18 protein-coding genes are annotated in these 23,121 nt (G+C 67.1%); 10 read left to right on the top strand and 8 right to left on the bottom strand.

Annotated elements, in window-relative coordinates; translation table 11 throughout:
- Positions 1–651: 651 nt before the first annotated feature.
- The 9 genes from rpmH to ACTWPB_RS29480 all read left to right on the top strand — a co-directional run bounded on the left by rpmH (position 652) and on the right by ACTWPB_RS29480 (position 7,498).
- A complete protein-coding gene (gene rpmH / locus ACTWPB_RS29520) occupies positions 652–795 on the top strand; it encodes a 50S ribosomal protein L34 (RefSeq protein ID WP_194826147.1) in 144 nt (47 codons plus the stop codon).
- A gap of 22 nt (positions 796–817) precedes the next feature.
- Entirely contained in the window at positions 818–1,237 is a 420-nt protein-coding gene (gene rnpA / locus ACTWPB_RS29515; protein WP_446223705.1) for a ribonuclease P protein component, read from the top strand.
- The gene (gene yidD / locus ACTWPB_RS29510; protein WP_446223704.1) at positions 1,234–1,608 is read left to right on the top strand and encodes a membrane protein insertion efficiency factor YidD; all 375 of its coding nucleotides are present in this window, start codon (positions 1,234–1,236) and stop codon (positions 1,606–1,608) included. The genes rnpA and yidD overlap by 4 nt, the downstream gene beginning before the upstream one ends.
- A 4-nt stretch (positions 1,609–1,612) precedes the next feature.
- Positions 1,613–2,692 carry a membrane protein insertase YidC gene (yidC, locus tag ACTWPB_RS29505; RefSeq protein ID WP_446223703.1) on the top strand — a complete coding sequence of 360 codons (1,080 nt, stop codon included), beginning with the start codon at positions 1,613–1,615 and terminating at the stop codon, positions 2,690–2,692.
- 25 nt (positions 2,693–2,717) lie between these two features.
- Positions 2,718–3,254 (top strand): Jag family protein, encoded by a 537-nt coding sequence (locus ACTWPB_RS29500; protein ID WP_379296482.1) that lies wholly within the window; start codon positions 2,718–2,720, stop codon positions 3,252–3,254.
- An 85-nt stretch (positions 3,255–3,339) separates the two neighbouring features.
- Complete coding sequence (rsmG, locus tag ACTWPB_RS29495) at positions 3,340–4,086, top strand: 16S rRNA (guanine(527)-N(7))-methyltransferase RsmG (protein WP_446223702.1); 747 nt, start codon at positions 3,340–3,342, stop codon at positions 4,084–4,086.
- A gap of 523 nt (positions 4,087–4,609) precedes the next feature.
- Positions 4,610–5,605 (top strand): ParA family protein, encoded by a 996-nt coding sequence (locus ACTWPB_RS29490; RefSeq protein ID WP_446223701.1) that lies wholly within the window; start codon positions 4,610–4,612, stop codon positions 5,603–5,605.
- A gap of 34 nt (positions 5,606–5,639) precedes the next feature.
- Positions 5,640–6,683, top strand: a complete 1,044-nt coding sequence (locus ACTWPB_RS29485) for a ParB/RepB/Spo0J family partition protein (protein ID WP_446223700.1) — start codon at positions 5,640–5,642, stop codon at positions 6,681–6,683.
- A gap of 80 nt (positions 6,684–6,763) precedes the next feature.
- Entirely contained in the window at positions 6,764–7,498 is a 735-nt protein-coding gene (locus tag ACTWPB_RS29480) for a GNAT family N-acetyltransferase (protein WP_446226538.1), read from the top strand.
- A 167-nt stretch (positions 7,499–7,665) separates the two neighbouring features.
- Here ACTWPB_RS29480 and ACTWPB_RS29475 read toward each other — a convergent pair whose 3' ends face one another.
- From ACTWPB_RS29475 to ACTWPB_RS29440, 8 genes are all read right to left on the bottom strand, one after another.
- Positions 7,666–8,877, bottom strand: coding sequence for a peptidoglycan-binding protein (locus ACTWPB_RS29475; protein ID WP_446223699.1), 1,212 nt, complete (start codon positions 8,875–8,877; stop codon positions 7,666–7,668).
- 132 nt (positions 8,878–9,009) lie between these two features.
- Positions 9,010–9,342: a thioredoxin gene (gene trxA / locus ACTWPB_RS29470; protein WP_056822621.1), complete on the bottom strand. Its 333-nt coding sequence runs from the start codon at positions 9,340–9,342 to the stop codon at positions 9,010–9,012.
- 41 nt (positions 9,343–9,383) lie between these two features.
- Entirely contained in the window at positions 9,384–10,370 is a 987-nt protein-coding gene (gene trxB, locus ACTWPB_RS29465) for a thioredoxin-disulfide reductase (RefSeq protein WP_446223698.1), read from the bottom strand.
- Between the two features lie 836 nt (positions 10,371–11,206).
- Complete coding sequence (locus tag ACTWPB_RS29460; RefSeq protein ID WP_446223697.1) at positions 11,207–11,971, bottom strand: hypothetical protein; 765 nt, start codon at positions 11,969–11,971, stop codon at positions 11,207–11,209.
- Positions 11,972–12,067: 96 nt separating this feature from the next.
- Complete coding sequence (gene sigM / locus ACTWPB_RS29455) at positions 12,068–12,664, bottom strand: RNA polymerase sigma factor SigM (protein WP_446226537.1); 597 nt, start codon at positions 12,662–12,664, stop codon at positions 12,068–12,070.
- 292 nt (positions 12,665–12,956) lie between these two features.
- The gene (locus ACTWPB_RS29450) at positions 12,957–16,574 is read right to left on the bottom strand and encodes a murein biosynthesis integral membrane protein MurJ (RefSeq protein WP_446226536.1); all 3,618 of its coding nucleotides are present in this window, start codon (positions 16,572–16,574) and stop codon (positions 12,957–12,959) included.
- A 1,432-nt stretch (positions 16,575–18,006) separates the two neighbouring features.
- Complete coding sequence (locus ACTWPB_RS29445; RefSeq protein ID WP_446223696.1) at positions 18,007–20,466, bottom strand: DUF6049 family protein; 2,460 nt, start codon at positions 20,464–20,466, stop codon at positions 18,007–18,009.
- Positions 20,463–20,918: an NUDIX hydrolase gene (locus tag ACTWPB_RS29440; protein WP_446223695.1), complete on the bottom strand. Its 456-nt coding sequence runs from the start codon at positions 20,916–20,918 to the stop codon at positions 20,463–20,465. The genes ACTWPB_RS29445 and ACTWPB_RS29440 overlap by 4 nt, the downstream gene beginning before the upstream one ends.
- Before the next feature lie 710 nt (positions 20,919–21,628).
- Here ACTWPB_RS29440 and ACTWPB_RS29435 point away from each other — a divergent pair.
- Positions 21,629–23,092, top strand: coding sequence for a CCA tRNA nucleotidyltransferase (locus ACTWPB_RS29435; protein WP_446223694.1), 1,464 nt, complete (start codon positions 21,629–21,631; stop codon positions 23,090–23,092).
- Positions 23,093–23,121: the final 29 nt, after the last annotated feature.

Below are 23,121 nucleotides of genomic sequence, written 5' to 3'. Positions count from 1 at the left end.
ACAGCGTCCTCCCCGGACCGGTTTGTTGGGGCCCACGGCCTTCGCGCACGCCGGAAAGCACCCTTGAACAGGTGTAATCCAGTGATCCTGCGGACAACCGAAGCCGGTTCGAACGCTGTGGCCCGGTGATTGGCGGACTACGGCGCGGGCACCGACGGCCCTACGAATATGCCACTGCGGCCGTCTGTCCACATAATTATCCACAGATGTGGACAAACCTGGGGATAAAGGAATTCTGCCAGCGTGTGGCAGTGAATGGGGCTGGACCTGCGGTTCTTCAGCAATCCCCCGGCTACAGAGGCTAGCTGGCCGAGCCGCGCAACGCCAGGGGTGTGGAAGAACTCACGAAAAGTGGCCGCATGCGTCACTGCGGCCCGGGCGTGTCGTGCCTGGTCGGGCCGATCCCTTGGTCCTTTCGGGTGTCCGGTAGCCTTGACCTTGTGCCGGTGACAGGTACGTGGGGGCCGAGTTTGACCCGTTCCTTCGGGGTAAGTACCCTCGTACAGTCACCCCTTGGCGCGGTTGGCGGCTGTCTGCTGCACATCGATCGCCAAGGCAATCTGTGCGTAGACCGCGGTCCGCAGCGCAGACAAATCATTTGTACAGACTTCGGGCGCCGAATGGTGCCCACCTACTACAGGAGTGTTGACCGTGGCCAAGGGCAAGCGGACGTTCCAGCCGAACAACCGTCGTCGGGCTCGCGTCCACGGCTTCCGTCTCCGGATGCGTACCCGTGCGGGTCGCGCCATCGTTGGGGCGCGTCGCCGTAAGGGCCGTACCGAACTGACTGCCTGATCGCGCGTAGTCGGACGCTCGGGTGTTGCCTGAGCCGTATCGGTTGCACCACCGTGCCGAATTCTCCCGCACGGTGCGCCGCGGTCAGCGAATCGGGAGGCGAGATCTCGTCGTACACGCGCTTACGCTCGGGTACGACGATGTCGCCGACGGCGATTCCCTGGTCCGCGTAGGCGGTCCTCGGTTCGGGCTGATTGTCAGCAAGGCGGTGGGTAACGCGGTGGTTCGCCACCGGGTGGCCCGCCGCCTGCGTCATATGTGCGCCCAGGTGGTCGACGAACTACCGGTCGGCACCGACGTCGTGATCCGGGCACTGCCCGGTGCCGCTACCGCCGATTCCGCCGAGTTGCTGCGCCAGCTGCGCACCGGTCTGCGCAAGCTCGGCTTGCGTGGGGAACCGGAGCTCGCGCTCGGTCGCACCTCGGCCGGTGAACGGCGATGAGGACCCTCACCCGCCTCCCCGCGAAAGCCTTGATCTCGCTGATCGAGCTCTACCGGACCTATGTCTCCCCCACCCGGATGCCGATCTGCCGGTTCACCCCCACCTGCAGTGAGTACGCGGTGACTGCCTTGCGTACCCGCGGGTTGGTCGTCGGATCGGCGCTCACGGTCGTGCGGCTCGCTAAATGCGCGCCCTGGCACCCTGGAGGGTGGGATCCCGTGCCTGAGCGCGGGTCGAAAGCTCGCATGAGCGGTCAGCGGCCGGAGGCGGAAGCGGAGCGTGACCACGGAGGCCGCCCGAGCATGCGCAATAGACACTGCACACAGTCATCGCCCGCGCTGATCGGCGATACGAACGACGGGAGTACCTAGAGCCGTGCTCGACATCATCTATTGGCCGGTATCCGCAATTCTGTGGTTCTGGCACAAGGCCTTCGGCTTTGTGTTCGGCGCTGACAGCGGGCTCACGTGGAGCCTCGCCGTGGTGTTCCTGGTCTTCACTCTCCGGCTGGTGCTGTACAAGCCGTTCGTGAAGCAGGTGCGCACCACCAAGCAGATGCAGGAACTGCAGCCCCAGATCAAGGAGCTGCAGAAGAAGTACAAGAACGACCGCGAGACCATGGCGCGGGAGATGCAGAAGCTACAGAAGGAACACGGCTTCAACCCGCTCATGGGCTGTCTGCCGGTCCTGGTGCAGGTGCCTGTCTTCCTCGGTCTGTTCCATGTGCTGCGCTCGTTCAACCGCACCGGCCACGGCTGGGGTCAGCTGGGCATGTCCGCCTACGACAACGCGCACACCCCGAACTACATCTTCAGCGCGACCGACGTCCAGTCGTTCCTGAGCGCGCGCATCTTCGGCGCGCCGATCGCGTCCTTCATCACCGCGCCCGTGAGCGAGATGCAGGCGTTCGCCGACTGGGGTGGTACGCCGACCAAGCTGAACATCGCGATGGTCGCGGTGCCGCTGATGATCATCGCCGGTCTCGCGACCCACTTCAACGCTCGCGCCTCGGTACAGCGGCAGACGCCCGAAGCCGCCGCCAACCCGCAGGCCGCCATCATGAACAAGCTGTCGCTGTGGGTCTTCCCGCTCGGCGTGATGGTCGGTGGCCCCTTCCTGATGATCGGCATCCTGCTCTACTGGGTGGCCAACAACATCTGGACCTACGGACAGCAGCACCTGGTGTTCGGCCGGATGGAAAAGGAAGACGAAGAGCGCAAGCAGAAGAAGCTGGAGCTGCGGTCGCAGAACGCGCCCAAGCCCGGCGCCAAGCCGGTCGACGTCCGCAAGAAGCAGGACGCCCCGGCCGATGGCGAGCCGTCGGCGAACGGCACCGCGACGACCAACGGCACCACCCCCAAACAGTCGGCCAAGCAGGGCGGCGGCAAGCGCAGGCCCGGCGGGCAGCAGCGGCCGGGTAACCGTGGCCGTGCGAACCAGAAGCGTAAGCGCTGAGACGCGATCGGATAGAGGGAATCCAATGACTGTTGAGACCGAGACCGACGGAGGGGACGCCACTGTGGCGACAACTGCTGCTGACGTCGTGAACGACGCCGAAGAAGCGTTGATCGAAGAGGGCGAGATCGCCGGCGACTACCTCGAGCAGCTACTCGACGTGCTCGACTTCGACGGCGATATCGACCTCGATGTCGAGGGCGACCGTGCCATCGTGAGCATCGACGGCGGCCGCGATCTGACCAAGCTCGTCGGGCGCAACGGTGAAGTGCTCGACGCACTGCAGGAGCTGACCCGGCTCGCCGTGCAGCAGGCGACCGGCGTGCGTAGCCGGCTGATGCTCGATGTGGCCGGTTGGCGTGCACAGCGCCGGACCGATCTGAGCGAGATCGGCGTCGCCGCCGCGAAGCGGGTGCTCGAGTCGGGAGCGCCCGAGGCGCTGTCCGCGATGACTCCGTTCGAGCGCAAGATCGTGCACGACGCCGTGGCCGATATCGATGGCGTAGCAAGCGAGAGCGAAGGCGTCGAGCCGAATCGTCACGTGGTGGTAGTGCCCGAGTAGGCTTACCTCCGCCGTAACCACGAATGATGTGATTAGGCCTCCGGTCTCGGACCGGGGGCTTTTTCATTGCCCTCAACGGAGAAGGATGTTTCACGTGGAACGAGAACTGGGCACGCCGTCCGACGAGCTGGAACCGCCCGCCGCCGCTGCCCGGGTGTTCGGCGACCGCTTGGATATCGCCCGCCGCTACTGCGCGGCGCTGGCGACGGCCGGCGTGGAACGCGGTCTCATCGGCCCGCGCGAGGTTCCCCGGCTGTGGGAGCGCCACATCCTCAACTGTGCCGTCATCGGCGAGCTGATCGATGAGGGCGCTTCGGTAGTCGATATCGGTAGCGGCGCCGGGCTTCCCGGAATCCCGCTCGCCATCGCCCGGCCCGACCTTCGTATCACTCTCGTGGAACCGCTGCTGCGCCGGACGATCTTCCTGAGCGAGTTCATCGAAGAAGCCGGACTGGATGTCACTGTGGTTCGCGGTCGTGCGGAGCAGTCCGGCGTGATCAAGGAAGCGGGCGGTGCGGATGTCGTTACTTCGCGCGCGGTCGCTCCCCTCGCCAAACTCGCGCACTGGTCGCTCCCCCTGCTTCGTGACCACGGCCGCATGCTCGCTCTCAAAGGAACCAGCGCCGCAGAAGAACTCGAACGCGACGGCGCCGAGCTGATCCGAGACGGTGCCACCGATCTCCGTGTTGTCGGGTGCGGTGCGGGCATCGTCGAAATCCCCACCCTTGTCATCAGTGCCGAACTGCTCCCCCGCGCCGAGCGTCCCACTCGTCGTAGTGAACGCAAGGCCGCCGGCGTGGAGAAGAAAGCGCGAAAGCGTCGCGAATCCTGATCGGCCTGAAACTTCGTCTGCTGGGTAGGTTCGCACATTTCGTAACGTGACGAATCATGCCGAGGGTCGTTGCATAGGCTTGAAACGGTTCGATTTTCGATAGTTGCGGAGGGGTGCCGCGTTCGCGAAGCAGAAGTGTTTCACGTGGAACGCGAAACCCCTCCCCTCTCTGCTTGTAGATCCAACTCCGCAATCGCCGAGCGGATTTCACCAGCCGGATCGCAGCGGCTCGTGCGTTGATCCATATTCGCCTGGACCGTAGCTGCACCTCGGCGGCGAGGAAGACGTGGATGGTTTCACGTGGAACGTGGTCTCGGAGAGGCGGAACAGCGTGTCCTTCTCGGCGTGCCGCGATTCAGCTTTCCTAACTGTCTTAGGGCTGGCAAGCTATCAGGGTCGGGCGGGAGTGAGCCACCCTCCTCGAGCCTTCGAGTTCTCCACCGACACAGTTTGTTTGTGACGACACGGCGCCGACGCTCGTCGGGGATACGTGATCTGAAGTTTCTCGGGTTAGGAGCAATCTATGTCGAGCGGTCCGGCGAATGTTTCACGGGAAACCGCGTCGCGGGTCCCGGGGATGCTGGATTCCAGCAGCTTCGACGCGGAGACGTTCGGGAATACTCCTTTCGGGCATATCTCCCCGGCCGAGACCCCGATCGCGGCGGAAGCGCAACGCGCCAGCCAGATTCTGCATCCAGGAAAGGTCACTGTGCCGAAACCTCGCGAGCAACGGGTCATCACTATCGCCAACCAGAAGGGCGGCGTCGGCAAGACGACTACGACGGTCAATCTCGCTGCGGCGCTAGCGCACCAGGGAATGACGGTCCTTGTGGTCGATCTTGATCCGCAGGGGAACGCGAGTACGGCGCTGGGCGTCGCACACAACTCGGGTGTGCCGTCCAGCTACGAGCTGTTGATCGGCGAGGTGGCGGTCAAGGACGCGATCCAGGTGAGCCCGCACAGCGAGCGCCTGCTGTGCGTCCCCGCCACGATCGACCTGGCCGGCGCGGAGATCGAACTGGTCTCGATGGTCGCCAGGGAAGGCCGGTTGAAGACCGCGATCCGCGAGGCGGCCATGGCCGGTTTCGACATCGATTACGTGCTGATCGACTGCCCGCCCTCGCTCGGCCTGCTCACGGTCAACGCGCTCGTGGCGGCCAAGGAGGTGTTGATCCCGATCCAGTGCGAGTACTACGCGCTGGAAGGCGTGGGTCAGCTGCTGCGCAATATCGGGCTGGTGCAGGCGCACCTCAACCCGGAACTCCACGTGTCGACCGTCCTGCTGACGATGTACGACGGCCGCACCAAGCTGGCCGACCAGGTTGCCGAGGAAGTGCGCAACCACTTCGGCGATGTCGTCCTCAAGTCGATGATCCCGCGCAGCGTGAAGGTGTCGGAGGCGCCGGGCTACGGGATGACCGTGCTCGATTACGATCCAGGCTCCCGCGGTGCGATGAGTTACATGGACGCGGGACGCGAGCTCGCCGCTCGTGCGCAGCTGAAGCAAGACGCGTCTTAAGCGTGAGTTGGAACGAGGAAGGGATCGGTAGCCGATGAGTCAGGCGAAAAAGGGCGGTCTCGGTCGCGGGTTGGCCGCATTGATCCCGACGGGTCCGGCCGTGGCGCCGGGCTTGAGTAGTGCGGCGGCAAGCGTGATCGGGATCAATCCGATCGGCCCGCAGCCGGCCGAGGCATTCCTGCATCGGGTTCCCGATGCAGAGCCGGAACCCGAGCTCGAATCCGAGCCCGAATCCGATCTGGTCTCCCCCGGCGGCGCGGTGTACCGCGAGGTTCCGTCGGACCTGATCGAGCCGAACCCGAAGCAGCCGCGCCAGGTCTTCGAGGAAGACGCACTGGCCGAGCTTGTGCACTCGATTCGCGAGTTCGGTCTCATGCAGCCGATCGTCGTGCGCCGCATCGAGCCGGGGGTCGACAAGTTCCAGTTGGTCATGGGCGAGCGCCGCTGGCGCGCGTGCCAGGAGGCCGGACTCGCCACCATCCCGGCGATCATCCGCGACACCGACGACGGCTCGATGCTGCGCGACGCACTGCTGGAGAACATCCACCGCGTGCAGCTGAACCCCCTCGAGGAGGCGGCGGCCTATCAGCAGCTGCTCGAGGAATTCGATGTCACCCACGAGGAATTGGCTTCGCGAATCGGTCGATCCCGGCCGGTGGTGACGAATATGATTCGCTTGCTGAAGCTGCCGATTCCGGTGCAGCGTCGGGTGGCCGCCGGGGTGCTCTCGGCCGGGCACGCCAGGGCGCTGCTCGGCTTGGATGCCGGCGCGGACGCACAGGAAGTATTGGCGGCGCGGATCGTCGCCGAGGGGCTGTCGGTTCGGTCTACCGAGGAAGCGGTGCAACTCGCGAATCGGGAGCCCTCGCCGACCGCTCCCCCGGCGCCGAAACGCAAACCGATCCACATGCCGGGACTGCAGGATGTTGCCGAGCGACTCTCGGGGTCTTACGACACCAGGGTCACGGTCAGCCTCGGTAAGAACAAGGGCAAGATCGTTGTCGAGTTCGGTTCCGTCGAAGATCTCGAGCGCATCGTGGCGCTAATGGACCACGTCGGCCCCGAAACGTCACTGTGACTGAAAGAGGCGGCACGTACTGTGGATAGTGATGTGGCGTGAGCGTGGATGAATCCGACAGCTGGAGGCTGAACAGAGCGGTGTCGACCAGCGTCACGGCTTTGACTCTCGACGGGCTCGGTCAGCTCCCGGCGCACACCCGGCGGTGTGTGTTCTGGGAGCTCGACCCGGCCGTCGCCGCCGACTCGCATGCGTTCAGCGATCCGGTCTTCGAGAAGGAAGCCTGGCTCTCGACGGTGATGCTCGAATGGGGCTCGTGCGGGCAGGTGGCCCACGTGGACAACAATCTCGCGGGCTGCGCGCTGTACTCGCCCCCGGGTGCGGTGCCGCGGTCCGCACTGTTCCCCACCTCCCCCGTGAGCCCGGATGCGGTCCTGCTGACCACGCTGCAGGCCGAATTCCCCTACGACGAGGCCGATGTAGCCCATCGCCTTGTTCAGGCCGTGGTGGCCGATCTGGTGCGTCGTGGCGTGCGGGCGCTGGAGGCGTTCGGCATTCGCAACGGCCCACCGTCCAGTTCGGTGGCCGATCGGGGCTTCGGATCGTCGATGCGGCTGATGGAACGGATCGCGGCGCCACTGCGCGACCCGTCGTCGGCGACGAGGTGCACGCCCGAAACCTGCATGATCGACGCGGATTTCCTCGCCGAGGTCGGTTTCGAAGTGGTGGCCCCGCACCACCGCTTCCCCCGCCTGCGGCTGGAGCTCAACTCCGATCACGGCTGGAAGGAAGACGTCGAGCGCGCACTCGACCAACTGCTGGCGGCTGCGCAGCTCCGCCTCCCCGTGACTTCTGGCTCGTCCGCCTCTTCGTGACTTCAGGCCGGACTAAGGTGCGTTGTTGGTTTGGACGCGGCTGGCGGTGAAGTGGGGAGGGGTTACCCGTTCCCGGCGAGTTACCCATGTAGTCACGAGATCAGTGAAACGGCCCCGCGATAACCCAATACCTTGGGTTATCGCGGGGCCGTTGGTCTGTGGAGGAACTACACGCGCGGGGCGGGAACGTGGCCCGCGTCCGCAGCCGCCAACTCTTCGGCGAGGAGTTCGGCGAAGGTGTAGGTGCCGGTGGGCTGGTCGTCCTGGCCGAGTAGGTAGAGCCGTTTCACCGAGATGAGAATTGCTTCGGCGATCACGTCGCGCATGCGCGGGTTGGTGAGCACCGAGGCGTCGTAGCTGTTGGTGAGGTAGCCGAGGTCGACCTGGACGGTCGGCATCTTGGTCAGGCGCAGCAGGTCCCAGGTGCGCTGATGAGTCCGGCAGTCCTGCACCGCGGTTCGGGCCACCACTTCGCGCTGGATGAAGCCGGCGAGAACCTGACCGATCATCGACACCGAACCGTGGGAATTGCCGAAGTAGAAGCCGGCCACTCCCTTCGCCGACGGGTTGTCACTCGTCGCGCAGCGCAGCGAGATCATCAGATCGGCATCGAAGGCGTTGGAGGTATCGGCGCGTTCGACATCGGTGGGGTTGGCGCCCCACGGCCGGGACAGGAACGTTTCCATGCCCGTCGCGGCCATCCGGCCCTCGAGGCGGGAAGCCAGATCCCACAGGATCTCCGACTCGTAGACGTCGCCGAATTCGGTGGGCACCGCGAAACCCTTGTCGGTGCCGCCGAATCCGGGATCGATGACGATCCGCTTGCCGGTGAGCTGCGGGCCTGCCCGGTGCACCACTTCTTCCTCGGCGATGCGGTGCGGGTTGCCACCGGTGACGCGCGCGCCGAGCAGATCCAGCGAGCGCAAGGTGTCGGGTCCGCAGATACCGTCGGCGGACAGACCGATCTCGCGCTGGAACGCGCTGAGACCGTCGTGGGTGTGCGGGCCGAAGTGCCCGTCCACCCGGTACACGTAGAAGCCGAGGTCCTGCAGCTTGCGCTGCAGGGTGGCCACGTCGTCACCGTAGAGCGGTGCCGACAATTGGTAGATCAACGTGCGAGCACCCAGCCGGTAGGAGGCTTCCTTCAGCGCGCGATAGGTGGCCGGACCGACCACCCCGTCGACGAGGAGACCGCGCTGCTGCTGGAACGCGCGGATCGCCGAATCGAGGGGCCGATCGAACACCGCCTCGGTGTCTTTCCAATACTCCGGGCCGTCGGTGGATTCGACGTGAGGGAGATGCAGGAAGCCGAGGCTTGCGAGGGTGCTCCGAACCTCTGCGACGGCTGGTCCTGAATCGCCGTGACGAAGTCGGTGCATGCGTGAGAGCCCTTTCCTTCGGCCGGAGCGTGCGTCGATTGTCGCAGACCCGGGCCACTTTGCGGGAATCCCGGGTTCAGGCATCCTACGGCGCGTCGGCCGGTAGGAGACGCTTTTATCGGATGCTCTGTGTTAGATGAGGCCGTCGAGCTCGCGCAGCAGTGCCGCCTTGCCCTTGGCACCGACGATCTGCTTCACCGGCTTGCCACCCTGGAACAAGATCATCGTGGGCAGCGAGAGGATCTGGTAGTCGCGGGCGATGCCGGGGTTGGCTTCGGTGTCGAGCTTGGCGATGGTCAGCTTGTCGGCGTGGGTGCCTGCGATCTCCTCCAGCACGGGGGCGACCATCTTGCACGGGCCGCACCAGTCGGCCCAGAAGTCGACGAGCACCGGCTTTTCGCTGAGCAGGACGTCATCAGCGAAGGACTGGTCGGTGACGGTGATGGTGTTGGCGCTCTCGGCCATGGGTGTCTCCTCGACAGGGGTGGAACTCGAAATACTCGAAATCAGTTGGTGCGCACGGCGGCCGGGCCGTCGGCGTGGTCGAGCGTGTTGGCGGTGATGTCGCCCTGCTCGGCGAGCCAGCGCTCGGCGTCGATCGCGGCGCGGCAGCCCGTGCCCGCGGCGGTGATCGCCTGCCGGTAGGTGTGGTCGACGAGGTCGCCCGCGGCGAACACGCCTGCCACATCGGTGGCGGTGCCCGGATCGGTCACCTGCACATAGCCTTCGCCGTCGAGTGCGATCTGGCCCTTGACGAGTTCGCTGCGCGGGTCGTGGCCGATGGCGACGAACAGCCCGGTCGCGTCGAGCTCGGACTCCTCGCCGGTACGGGTGTCGCGCAGGGTGAGGCTGGTGACGCTCTTCTCCCCGTTGACCTTCACGACCTCGGAGTTGAGCCGGAACTTGATCTTCTCGTTGGCCTTGGCGCGCTCGAGCATGATCCGTGAGGCACGGAACTCCTCACGGCGGTGCACGACGGTGACGCTCGCGGCGAACTTGGTGAGGAAGGTCGCTTCCTCCATGGCGGAGTCGCCGCCGCCGACCACGACGATGTCCTGGCCCTTGAAGAAGAAGCCGTCGCAGGTAGCGCAGGCGCTCACCCCGCGGCCGAGCAGGTCCTGCTCCCCCGGCACGTTCAGATAGCGCGCGGCCGAGCCCATCGCGAGGACGATGGCGTAGGCCTCGAAGGTCTCGTCACCGACGGTGACCTTCTTCACCGGGCCGGACAGGTCGATCGCGTCGACGTCCTCGGTGCGCAGCTCGGCGCCGAAACGCTTGGCCTGGTCGCGCATCTGCTCCATGAGGTCGGGACCCATGATGCCGTCGCGGAAGCCGGGGAAGTTCTCCACCTCGGTGGTGGTCATCAGCGCGCCACCGAACTGGGTGCCTTCGAAGACCAGCGGCGAAAGCTCCGCGCGGGCGGCGTAGACGGCCGCGGTGTAGCCGGCGGGTCCTGAGCCGACGATGATCAGGTCGCGAACTGGCGTGCTCATGGGGCCCTTCCGAAAAAGCAATCTGGGACGTGTCAGTCAACAACACCCTAATCGGTGTTGTTCCCGGCCCGCATCGCCGCCGCCCCCGAAAACACCCCTGGGCCGGGTAATCCTGGTGTGTCACCACCTCCGTACACACCCCTGGGCCGGGTGACCCTGGTGTGTCACCACCTCCGTACACACCCCTGGGCCGGGTGACCCTGGTGTGTCACCACCTCCGTACACACCCCTGGGCCGGGTGACCCTGGTGTGTCACCACCTCCGTACACACCCCTGGGCCGGGTGACCCTGGTGTGTCACCACCTCCGTACACACCCCTGGGCCGGGTGACCCTGGTGTGTCACCACCTCCGTACACACCCCTGGGCCGGGTGACCCTGATGTGTCACCACCTCCGTACACAGCCCGGGCCGGGTAACCCTGATGTGTCTTCACCCGGAGGGGCCCGCCCCGATCTGGACTGACCGGAGGGTGCGACGAAGGAGTACCCGGAGGGAGGGAAGATCGGGGGCCCGAAGGGCCCCGACTCGAGCGCGTCAGCGCTCCAATAAACACAGCAAGGTACACCGCCCCGGGCTCGGTTTTACCTGAGCAGCAAGGTACACCGCCCCGGGCTCGGTTTTACCTGAGCAGCAAGGTACACCGCCCCGGGCTCGGTTTTACCTGAGCAGCAAGGTACACCGCCCCCGGCTCGGTTTTACCTGAGCAGCAAGGTACACCGCCCCCGGCTCGGTTTTACCTGAGCAGCAAGGTACACCGCCCCCGGCTCGGTTTTACCTGAGCAGCAAGGTACTCCGCCCAGGGCCCGCTTTTACCTGTTGTCGTCCTGCCGAACTATCAGCCGATATCGCGCAGAGTCAACCGCTCCGGCGCACCAGTGGTACAACCGGTACCCACGACGAGAGCGGTAATGGTAGGCGCCTCAACCCCCTGCACAAGGACGAGGACGGCGTCGGAGCCGCGGAAGGTGATGCTCGTCGCGCCGAGGACCGCGCGGTCGATTCCGTTGGCTTGCACACAGCGGGTGAGTGCGGCGTCGTCGGCGAGTGGGCCGATCACGTCACGTTTGCCTAGTGCGCGTAGTGCGGCGGCAGTGGTGAGCTCGTCGGGGGCCGCGGGTTCGGTGAACGGCGCGGCGGTGGGGGTGCCCTCGGTGGTGTCGAGGGTGCTGAACACGGCACCGGCTCCCGCCAGGACGGCCACCGCGGCGGCGGCCGCGGCGAGTAGCCCCAGCCGGCGCCGGGAGCGATAGCGGTCCAGCGAGATCGGGGCCTCGTCGGCGCTTGGTGCCTTCGGCTCGGCGGGAGGTGCCTGGGGAACGACCGACAGCGGTGTGATTCGGTCGGTCGGCCCATCCCCCGCGTCGAGCTGGGCGACGAAACCGAACATGCGGTCGGCCACGTCGTCGGGCATACGGTGCATGACCCGCTCGTCGGTGGCGAGCATGCGGAGGTGGGTGTTCACCTCGTCGAGCTTGTTCAGGTAGTGCAGCGCGTCTACGTCGGTGCGAACCACGGGCCACAGTTGCTCGCACAGTTCGGGTGCGAGATTGTCGGCATGCAGATCGGCCAGCAGTTCCGACGGGAACGGAGGCTGCGGCACGGATCGAGCCACCCTCGCACCTCCCCTGTTCTGTCGATATCGGATCGCAGGATTTACATCGCTGACTTGTTCGTCACTGTTAATGACGCATCCCGACTACATCCGGTTCCCTGGATCCCGGAAAAATTCCAAACGTTCTTGCAAACGTACGCGCGCTCGGGCGCATCGGCTCTTGATCGTGCCCGGCGCCACGCCGAGCGCAGCGGCGGTTTCGGCGACGCTGCGGCCTTCCATCTCGGTCATCACCAGGGCCAACCGCTGTTCGTCAGGGAGGGTGAACAACGCCTCGCTCACCACCGTGGACAGTTCGTAGTGAGCGAACGCATCATGCGGGTCGATCGCCTCTGGCATGGTGTCGGGCAGGATCGAGACCGCGCGGCGGGTCTTGTTGCGCCGGATCCGGTCGAGGCAGGCATTGACCACGATCGCGTGCAGCCAGCTGCGCACCTCGGATTCGGCGCGGAACGAGTCAGCGGTGCGGTGGGCCGAGAACAACGCGTCCTGCAGGCTGTCGGCGGCGTCCTCGCGGTTGTAGGAGGTGCGCAGCGCGGTCTGCCAGAGATGGTCGGAATGCCTGCGCAGCAGTTCGGCGAAGACGTGCGGTTCCCCGCGCACGTGGGCGGCCAGCAATTGCTTGTCGCTGCCGTTCTCCAGGAACGAGCGGACGCTGGACGCGACCTGCCGCGGTGGCACACCGCGGACTTGCTCGTTGACATCCGGCGACAAAACTGACCCCTTGGACAGCGCTCATTACGGCGACTTCAAGTCGGCGAAACAAGCCCGATCCATCACCTGACTACTACGCGGCGTCCAGGATCGACGTCGACAAATCCTGGGTAACTCTCAACCGAGAGCGCGAGGGGATCATATCGTTGATAACAATTACGCACCAACCGGACCGCGGTTCGATGAAGATCGGCGGCGGGCCCAGAAATGATCGACCACCTGCGCGGATACCGGAGGTGGGAGGGGCCGTGTTTACGGGCTAAGGGGCCGCGTCGAAGCGGACGTCGGCGATCGCGGTCTGGAACTGACCGCCCGAGTTCGCCAGCCCGGTAATCCACACGAGCACGAAACGAGCGGCCTGATCGGTCCGCACGGCGATATCGGTGACCCCGTCACCGAGCTTGGCCGAACCGATCAGCTGGGTCTGGTCGAGGGTGGGCGCCTCGGTGGGCGAGGTGCGGATCTCGACGGTGCTCCCCGCGCTGGGCGAGGTGATCGACACATTGGTCAGCTTCGCCGGTGTCGGCAGCGTGGCCAGCAGTCCCACGCCCTTCTTGAGGGCGGGGAACTGCTGGAAGTACTGATCGGTGCGCCACACCGTCGTCGTGTTGTGGTCGAGCACCGCGCCCGCCGCCGCGGCGCCGTCGGGCGTGCCCTCCGGGGAGAGCACCGCGGCACCGGTGACCGGCACCGGCACACTCGTCGGCGGTGCCGCGGGGTCATCGGCGGGCGGTGCCGATGCCGCGGGCGGCGCCACACTCGAGGTGAGCCCGATATTGATCTGCTGGTCCAGCGGCTTGTCCGACGCGCCTGGCGCGAAGATGCTGACCATCCACCAGATCAGGACGCCGACCACCAGCGCAGCGAGCACGCCGAGGGCGACCATGATCCACATCATCCGCTTGGAGCGTTCCCGCTCGGCCGCGAGCAGTTCCGGGTCGGCGAGCGAATCGGCGCCGGGGGCAACCGCCCGCTGACCCAGACGTAAGACCGGAATGAAGTCGGTCTTCTGGTCGACGACCGAGGCCTGCTCGAGCACGTGCTGCACGGTGGCAGCGGTGCGAACGCCCTTGTTGGATTCCAGCGAGCGCACCGCGACGGCCGAGATCTCGAACGGCACCTCCGGCCGGATCTGCCGCGGTTCCACCGGCGTGCCGTCGGGCCCGAAATCGGCCAGCCGCAGCCCGCCGATGGTGGCCGCCGAGCCGGTGACGCCGCCGACGCGAATCGGCCAGCGCGCGGTGATCAGGGCGTAGAGCATCGCGCCGAGGCCACGCACATCGCCTTGCGCGTCGGAATCGCCGAGCGTGCCGGGGAACGCCAGGACGGCGTCACCGGAGGCACTGATCCGGATCCGATCGGGGTGATCGATCGACAGCGAGCCGCCGCCACGGTGGGCGAGTTCGGCCGCCGAGGCCAGTGCCCTGATGGCCCTGGCCGCGCCGATCGGCGACGGCACGGTCTCGGCCATCTCGCGCAGCGAACGGCCGGGGGTCCACTCGGCCACGACGATGCCGCCGGAGCTGCCGCGAACCACGTCGAGGACCCTGGCAAGGCCGGGCGAATTGATCCGGCCGAGTCGCAGCGTGCGCGACAGCACCGCCTGCGGACCATCGTGACCGGAGTTCTCGCCGGAGGTCTGATCGGCGTCGACGAAGGTCAGCGCGACCTCGCGGTCGAGCTTGATATCGAGTGCCTGCCAGAACTTCAGCCCACGCGCACCGCCGTGACCGGCCAGCAGCCGGTAACGGCCGCCCGCGACGGACGCGCCGGGGATGAGCTTGGGGCCGCGCTGCGCACGGTTGGCCGCGGCGCCGGGGGGCACCTGCGGTGGGATCGGCAACATGCCGGTGTCGTAGGTCGGATCGTGCGGCGGCATGGCCGAACGCGCGTCTTCTTCGTGCGTATCGCGTTCGTCTGGCGCGTCGGTATGCTCGGAATCCGTCGAGTTCGGCGCATCGGGCCCGACCTCGGTGGACATTCCTGCTGCCGCGCGCGCCGCAGAATCAGCGGCCGGGACGCCGCCCACCGCGTCATCGCTCACCCTCGGTCCTCCTTCGGCCTGAAAACCCGTGTCGGTCTGCGAAACAGCGTACGGGAACTGTGCTTTACCGGCGCTGTCAACAGCGCCCGGTCGAATGACGGGGAGCACCATGGTCTGGGTGTCCAAAGACTGCCCGTATGCGGGGAATCCATAGGTATCGGGACGGCGCAGGACGGTGGTCGCGTAGATGTCGTCTGCCGGGGTGTCGTCGAGTCCGAGATCCGGCGCGGGCGGGGTGATACCGAGCCTGCGCGAGATCGCGACGGTGATGGCGACGACCTCGGGGATACCGGCCAGACGCATCAGGCCGAACGCCACCGAGAACATGACCAGCGCATCGATGACGACGCGCAGCAGCGAACCCGCGCCCCCCGAGACGCGGTCGAGTCCGGTCACCGTATCGACGATCAGCATCACCGCGCCGCCGGCGATCGAGGCGAGCAACACTCTGGTCACAGTTCGGCCGACATTGACCATTCGCAAGTCGCCGAGACTGCGGTGCAGCAGTACGCCGCCGATCACTGCGCCTGCGGTGAATCCGAGGCCGGTGGCGACACCGAGAACGATCACCACATCGTCGCTGTTGCGGGCGATGACCGGTGCCAGTGCCGAGATCAGGATCTTGATCGTGGTGATGCCGAGGATGATCCAGGTCGGTGTCCACGCCTGCTCGCGCGCGTAGAACACCCGCAAATGGATGAGCACGAGCGAATACGGGATGAGCGAGAACGCCGACCAGCTCACGGCATCGCCGAGCCGTTCGGCGTCCCCGGCGAATCGCGCGTAGCCGTAGAGCGCCTGGCCGATCTCCGGGCCCGCGAGGGTCATGAAGGTGACGATCGGGATCATCGCAATCATCGTGAGTCGTGTGGCTACGGACAGGTCGTCGACCACCGCGGGCGTGTCGTCGTCGGCGGCGCTGCGGCTCAGCCTCGGCATGATCGCGGTGAGCAGGGTTACCCCGATCACGCCGTAGGGCAGCTGCAACAGCGCCCATGCGTTCGCGAAGATCGCGGGACCCGCTTCGTCGGCCGAGGAAGCGATGTTGTTCGCGACCACCAAGCCGACTTGGCTGATCAGCACGTACAAGATGATCGCGATGCCCATCTTGCCGAACTGCTTGAGGCGCGCGTCGACACCCCACAGTGGACGCAAGTTGATCCCGTGCCTGCGGATCGCGGGCAGCAGACAGAGCGCCTGTGTCGCGACGCCAGCGGTGATACCGAGGCCGAGAACCAGCAGTTTCGGATCGCTCATCCGCACCGGATCGAGGGTGATCTCGCCGGGTGTCAGCGCGTAGATCGCCAGCACGGTCAACGCGACCACATTGTTCATCACGGGGGCCCACGCACCCGGCTTGAACGCCTGCCTGGTGTTGAGGATCGCCGTGAACAGCGCCGACATGCCGTAGAAGAGCAGCGCCGGTGCCAGCAGGTAGGTCAGCGCGACGGTCAGGTTCGTGTTCACCTTGCCGTCGGCGGAGACGAGCACGTGACCGGCCAGGATCGGCGTGGCCGCCAAGGTCAGCACGGTGGCGACGAACAGCACCGTGAAGGCCGCAGTCACCAACCTGCGCACGAACGCGGCACCGTTGTCGGCGTCCTCCTGCTCGGCGCGAATCAAAGTCGGCACGACGATGGCGGTCAGCACGGCGCCGAGGACGAGCTCGGCGATCATGTTCGGGATCAGGTTCGCGGAGATGAACGCACTGGCGATGGCCGGACCGAGCACCGTCAGCAGCAACAGCTGCTTGGCGAAGCCGGTGATCCGGCTGATCAGCGTGGCGACCGCGATCGAACCCGAGTCCTTGAGCAGCTTGGCGTTGCTGCTCATCGGGGCGTCGCCCGCTTTGTGCGCCGAAGGTTCGGCGGCCACCTTCTTCGGCCGGGCGATGACCTGAGTCCGCTCCGCCGACCGATCACCGGCAGGCGAACCGCCCGGGCCCCGCCTACGGTCGCCGAATCCCGCACCTGCCCGCGCGGAATCCGCGGCAGGCATCCCGGGGAAACTTCCACGCGGCGGCACAGGCCGACCCTGCTCGGGCGGACGCCGCCCACCGGCCTGATCGGGCCGATCCTGACTCGGCATGGCGCCGGACTGCGCACCGCGCGGCGGGACCGGCCGTTGCTGGGGGCCCTCGCCCGAGGGGTTCGGGCCGGGCCGCCGCGGGGCGAACCCGTCCGGTCCGGCGCCGGGGCGCTGCTGTTGCGGGAATTCACCTGAACGCCCAGCGGAACCGGCGCCGGGGCGCTGCTGTTGCGGGAACTCACCTGAACGGCCAGCGGAACCCGAGCCGGGCCGCTGCTGTTGCGGGAACTCACCCGAGCGCCCAGCGGAACTGGGCGCTCGGCGTTGCTGCGGAGGTGCGGGGCGACCGTCGGGGCCGTATGCGGCTGGACGCGGTGGCTCGCCGGGGCGACCGGGCGGACCGGCGGGGTGGGCGCCGGAAGGACCGCCTACGCCCTGGCGCTGTGGCGGCACGCCGCTGGGACGTTGCTGCTGCGGGAATTCACCCGAGCGATTCGCCGGGCCGGGTGGCTGTTGACGTGGGTTCGGGAGCCGTTCGCCGTGCGGCGGACGTTGCGGATCCGGGGAGCGATAGCCGCCGGGCGGTTGGGGCGCACCGGGTCGGCCCGGTTCTGCGCGGTGTCCGGCGGGCGGTGGCGGCATGTCCGGTCCAGGACGGTATCCGGGCGGCGGCGGTTCAGGGCGATAAGCCGGGGGCATGGCGGGCCGGGGGGTGCGCTGAGCCGAGGCAGGCGCCGGTGCACCGGCGTCGGCGGAACCCGGCCGGTAACCGGTCTGTTCGAAGGGCGGGTACCCGGCCTGGCCCGGTGTCTCGGGCTGAGGTTCGGCACCGGATCGCTCTCCGGGATGACGTGGGCCTGCACCAGGATGACGAGGCATCGCCTGCGGATCACCGGGCCGGACCGGCGGACGGCCCTCTCGGGGCGCGGCGAAGTCGGGCCGATGACCGGGTACACCAGGGCGCCGATCGCCCGGTCGATCCGCGTGCGGCACAGCCTCGTCGTGATCAGCGTCCTGCCCGGCCGTCATCCCGCGTTCCCACGGCGCGCTGGGTGCCCGGCGCAGGGTCGGGTCGTCGTCGTGGTCACGCCGATGAGCGGAATCATCGTCGCCCATCATGCCTCCTGTACCCGGCGTAACCCGCGAATCTCGCCGCCTCCGATGAGCGTTTCGCTCACCGGTGCCACTCTCGTCCTTGTCTGTCATGGTGCCCTGACCGCGCGTCAGGCGCGGGTGTTCACTGCCGTTGCAGCCGCTGACGTGCGCGCCGCAGCCGACCCGCCCGTTCCACCGTCTCCGGGGCGAACCCTTCGTCGGCGGGGTCGGGTTGCCCGCGGAACCGCCGCAGCAGTCGGCGCCCGGCCAGCAGCAACAGCAGTATCGCGGCACATGCGGTAATTATGGCCAGGGCCTGACCGTAGGCGTTCGAGCGCACCGAGACCGAGGTCGCCTCTCCTAGCGCTATCCCGTCCGGGGTGGTAAGGGCGATCGGAATGACCAGCTTACGGCTGTCGCTCACCTCGGTCGGGATCTGGAATGACCGGGTTCCGGACGGCGGAAGCAGCTGTTCGCCGATATCGGTGATGTTCGTCTCGGCAGGCGCTTCGATCCGGAACATCACCCGGATCGCGACGGGCAGTTCATTGCGCGCCACCAGCAGCAACGGGCTCTGCTCGGAGGCCAGCGTGTACACCCCACCCGGCGGCAGCACCGAGACCGAGGAGAACATCGTGTCCAGTTCGCGGGTCGCCTGATCGATGCGCCGCTGGGCGTGCAGTTCGGCGAGCGTGTCATTGTCGGCCCTGCGGTCGGACAGGCTCAGCGCGCGCAGCAGGTCCTCGCGCGCCGGGGTGAGGAACGCGAGCGGGGTGAGCTCGGATTCGGGCAGTTCGACCAGTGCGCGCATCAGTTCGGTCACCCGGGCGCCCTGGGCGCGAATCGGTCCGATGAACTCTTCCGGCGCGGCGTCCTGGGCGGCGCGCGGCAGGTACTCCAGCGCGAACGGCCGCGGATCGGGCGCCTGGGCGACGAGGTCGGCGAAGGCGCGCGGGCTCGCGAGGTTGTTGCGGGTGAGCAGTTCGACCTGCTTGAGCAGCGCGACGCCCTCCTCCCGGCTGGCACCCCACTGCTGCGGCGGCATCAGCAATTGCGATCGCGGCCGGTCCGGCGACGGATTTAGCGCGCTCCACGCCAGCGCGCCGAGCGCGTCCTGCAATCGGGCCGCGCGCGAATCGTTGGTGACGTCGAAACGCACCTTCGACGGCGTGAACGACGGTGTCGGCGGACTCGAACCGACCGCGGCCAGCGCGGTCGCCGACCAGATATCGAAGGTGGTCACGTGCAGCGCGGGATCGGTGCCAGCGGCGGCACCGGCGGGCGGTTCGACGCTCACAGCCGGCACCCGCACGACATCGGGCGCGGGCTGTTCCCCACCCACGACGACATCAGGTGTGAGGGTGGTCGGCGCGGTGGTGAGCGCGTTGTCGGTATCGGGCGGCGACCCGTCACCCGACACCGCCGAACCGGCAAGCACGGCCGTCCCGTACCCGTGCCGGCGCAACAACTGCCCGGCCGGATCGTCGATACTGCCCGAATCGGGCAGGCTCACCCCGCGCAACGACTGCGTGCCGAGGATCGAGTCCACTACATCGGCGGGCGCGAGCAGCGCCCGCGCCGACAGCCCCGGATCGTTCACCGAGGCCAGCGCCGAGATGTCGACCTGCGCGAACGGCAAGGCCACCGTGCACATCGACCCGGCCAGCGCGCGCAACCGGTCGAGCCAGGCCTGCGCGTTCGCCGCCCCGGTCCCCTCCCTGGTCGCCCCGCTCGGATCCGATGGACTCGCCAGCACCCGATAGCCGCGCGTCATGGTCTGCACGGTCGAGACGAGATCGGGATCGATAGCGATACACACCGATCCGGCCACCCCTTTGTCTTTGCCCGGCGCCGGCACCACCGATTCCAGGGCGGCGACGAGCTGTTCGAGGCGTCCACCCTTGCCGACCGAGGCCGCCAGCTCGTCATCGAGCAGTTCGACCTGGCCGTTCACCGCGCCGGGTTTACCCGCGACCATGCGCGGCCGGTCGGCCAGCGGCCAGATCATCGTGGTCGCGATGGGCGAGGCGTCCGGCGGTGCCCCGACCGGTGGATTCGTGTCGTCGGTGCCGGGCAGCCCCAGCACGGGGAGCAGGAAACGCGCGTCGTCGAGCCGGGCCTGGGTGCCGTAAGCGGGTTCGCCGTTGACGTTGAGCAGCAGCGGATACACACCGGGATCGGTCAAACCGAGCGAAGCCTCCGAGCCCGCGCGCAACGCGATACTCACCGAGAACTGTTTGCGCTGACCGGGACTCAACTGCGGCGCCACATCCTGGAACGGACCGGTCACCTCGTAGTTCACCTGGTCCAAGCGCAGCGAACTACGCAGCCCGCTCGGCGAATCCACCGCGGCCGCCCGCTGGATTCGCACGCTCACATCGTCGACGACCCGGTCGCCGATATTGGTGACCGTGCCCGACACGGTCAGCTTCGGGTCGCTGCCGGTGGTGACCGTGCCCGGCGCCACCGCGTCCAGGGTCAGCTTGAGAAACTTCGGCGTTCCCGACCCGTCCGTTTGAGCGTGCGCGACCGCGGGCAGCAGCGTCATCGAACCCAAGATGGTCAGGACCGCCGTGATCAGCCGGATCAGTCCACCCGTCATCGCTTGCCGGTCTCCATCCGGTCGATCAATCGATTCGCCACTTCGGCCAGCCGCCGTTCGTCGGCGTAGGCCAATCGGGAATCCAACTCGCTCAACGGAACCCACGCAACCTGGGTGACTTCGATATCGGCATCGGACAACTCACCACCGAGACATCGCAGCAGGAAATGGTGCACGGTCTTGTGTACCCGTCTGCCCTCGGTGACGAACCAGTAATCGATACTGCCGAGTTCGGCGACCACTTCGCCGTCGATCCCGGTCTCCTCGGCGACTTCGCGGATGGCGGTCTGCTCGGAGGTCTCGCCCTGCTCGATATGCCCTTTGGGCAGCGACCACAACAGTCGGCCGCGTCGGTCGGTGCGGCCGATCAGGGCGGCGGTGCGCTGGTCTTTGGGACCGTCGAGGCCCTCGACGACCAGTCCGCCTGCCGAGGTTTCCCGGACGGTGCGCATGCGAGGTTTGCCGGCAGTGTTCGCCGAACCACGCCGCCGCGGCTGGCGGCGTCGACTGTTCGCGCGATCGGCCGGAGGAGACACTCCGCCAGCTTAGCTGTGCATATTGCGTGCGGGCGCGGGTGAGGGTGCGGGCGGGATTTGTTGTTCGGTAGTCCCAGGAGGTTTGACGCTGTGTTTGTTGGAGCGCTGGCGCGCTCGAGTCGCGGCCCTGAGGGGCCGCCGGTCAGGCACCGTTGCTTGCTCCTTCGTCGCGTGCGCAACGGCGCCTGACCGGCGACCCGGCCGCGACCGGCCACTTCGTGGCCGCCGCTCCCTATGGGTCGCGGGTGGTGGCTGGGAGTGCGGTCATGGCGGATTTGGGGTGTGCGGTGGTGGCTGGGAGTGCGGTCATGGCGGATTTGGGGTTTGACGGTGTGGTTGGTGGTGGGGTTGTGGCGGATTTGGGGTTTGACGGTGTGGTTGGTGGTGGGGTTGTGGCGGATTTGGGGTTTGACGGTGTGGTTGGTGGTGGGGTTGTGGCGGATTTGGGGTTTGACGGTGTGGTTGGTGGTGGGGTTGTGGCGGATTTGGGGTTTGACGGTGTGGTTGGCGTGCGGTCATGGCGGATTTGGGGTGTGCGGTGGGGTTGGTGGTGGGGTTATGGCGGGCTCAGGTGGGGGGTGGTGGACTGGGGGGAAAGGATTCGACGGGGTCGGTAAGGTGCCTATGTGGTTTCTCCCGATGTTGTCCCTGATGCTGTGGCGGATCGTCGTGCTCGCCTGCTGGCGGGGGCGGCGGTGACTTTGGGGCAGCTCAATGATGTTTTGGCGCCCTTGGGGGGGATGTTCGCCGAGCGGGGGCACAGTCTCTATCTCGTCGGTGGCAGCGTGCGCGACGCGGTGCTCGGCCGGCTCGGCAACGACCTGGATTTCACGACCGATGCGCGGCCGGAGGTCGTGCAGGAGTTGATGCGTGGGTGGGCCGACCATCTGTGGGATACCGGCGGCCTGGCATTCGGCACGGTCAGTGCGGCCAAGGATGATCAGCAGCTCGAGATCACCACCTTCCGCGCCGACACCTACGACCGGGTCTCGCGCAATCCCGAGGTCACTTTCGGCGACACCCTCGACGGCGACCTGGTGCGGCGCGATTTCACGGTGAACGCGATGGCGGTCAAGATCGCCGCCGACGGGTCGCTGGAATTCGTGGATCCGCTCAACGGCATCGACGCGCTGCTCGATGGTGTGCTCGATACCCCTGCGGCGCCGCAGGATTCGTTCGACGACGATCCGCTGCGCATGCTGCGGGCCGCACGCTTCGTCGCCCAGCTCGGGTTCGAGGTGGCGCCGCGGGTGCGCGCGGCGATCATCGAGATGGCCGATCAGATCGACCGGATCACCGCCGAGCGGGTGCGCGCCGAACTCGACAAGCTGATCGGTGCCGACCACCCGATCGACGGCATCAACCTCATCTGCGACACCGGTCTGGCGCAGCGGGTGCTGCCCGAGGTGCCCGCGATGAAGCTCGAGATCGACGAGCACCACCAGCACAAGGACGTGTACCAGCATTCTCTGACGGTGCTCTCGCAGGCGATCGACCAGGAGGAAGGCGACCCCGACCTGGTGTTGCGCTGGGCGGCGCTGCTGCACGACATCGGCAAGCCCGACACCAAGCGCAACGAGCCGGCGGGTGGCGTCAGCTTCCACCATCACGAGGTGGTCGGCGCGAAGATGGTGCGCAAGCGGATGCGGGCGCTGAAATATCCGAAGGCGTTCACCGAAGAGGTTGCGCGCCTGGTGTTTCTGCACTTGCGGTTCCATGGATACGGCAAGGGACAGTGGACGGATTCGGCGGTGCGCCGGTATGTCACCGACGCCGACGACCTCCTCGACCGGCTGCACAAGCTCGTACGCGCCGACTGCACCACCCGCAACAAGCGGCGCGCCGCCGCGCTGAGCTCGACCTATGACGAGCTGGAGGAGCGGATCGCGGCGCTGCGCGCGCAGGAGGATCTGGCGCGGGTGCGCCCGGATCTGGACGGCAACGCGATCATGGAACTGCTCGGTCTGCCGCCGGGCCCGCAGGTGGGTAAGGCGTGGAAGTTCCTCAAGGATCTGCGCCTCGACCGCGGTCCGATGACGAGGGAAGAAGCCGAAGCGGCCCTCCGAGAATGGTGGGCCCAGCAGAACTGATCGAATTGTGCGGCGGCCAAGGGCAGTAC

Source organism: Nocardia sp. IBHARD005 (assembly GCF_052814245.1).
This window is presented reverse-complemented; position numbering and strand designations above follow the sequence as displayed.

Bases quoted from the DNA above. Each gene is read 5' to 3' on its own strand.
- yidD (WP_446223704.1), top strand. From the start codon at position 1,234: ATGAGGACCCTCACCCGCCTCCCCGCGAAAGCCTTGATCTCGCTGATC.
- ACTWPB_RS29500 (WP_379296482.1), top strand. From the start codon at position 2,718: ATGACTGTTGAGACCGAGACCGACGGAGGGGACGCCACTGTGGCGACA.
- rsmG (WP_446223702.1), top strand. From the start codon at position 3,340: ATGTTTCACGTGGAACGAGAACTGGGCACGCCGTCCGACGAGCTGGAA.
- ACTWPB_RS29490 (WP_446223701.1), top strand. From the start codon at position 4,610: ATGTCGAGCGGTCCGGCGAATGTTTCACGGGAAACCGCGTCGCGGGTC.
- ACTWPB_RS29485 (WP_446223700.1), top strand. From the start codon at position 5,640: ATGAGTCAGGCGAAAAAGGGCGGTCTCGGTCGCGGGTTGGCCGCATTG.
- ACTWPB_RS29475 (WP_446223699.1), bottom strand. From the start codon at position 8,877: ATGCACCGACTTCGTCACGGCGATTCAGGACCAGCCGTCGCAGAGGTT.
- trxA (WP_056822621.1), bottom strand. From the start codon at position 9,342: ATGGCCGAGAGCGCCAACACCATCACCGTCACCGACCAGTCCTTCGCT.
- trxB (WP_446223698.1), bottom strand. From the start codon at position 10,370: ATGAGCACGCCAGTTCGCGACCTGATCATCGTCGGCTCAGGACCCGCC.
- ACTWPB_RS29450 (WP_446226536.1), bottom strand. From the start codon at position 16,574: ATGAGCAGCAACGCCAAGCTGCTCAAGGACTCGGGTTCGATCGCGGTC.
- ACTWPB_RS29445 (WP_446223696.1), bottom strand. From the start codon at position 20,466: ATGACGGGTGGACTGATCCGGCTGATCACGGCGGTCCTGACCATCTTG.
- ACTWPB_RS29440 (WP_446223695.1), bottom strand. From the start codon at position 20,918: ATGCGCACCGTCCGGGAAACCTCGGCAGGCGGACTGGTCGTCGAGGGC.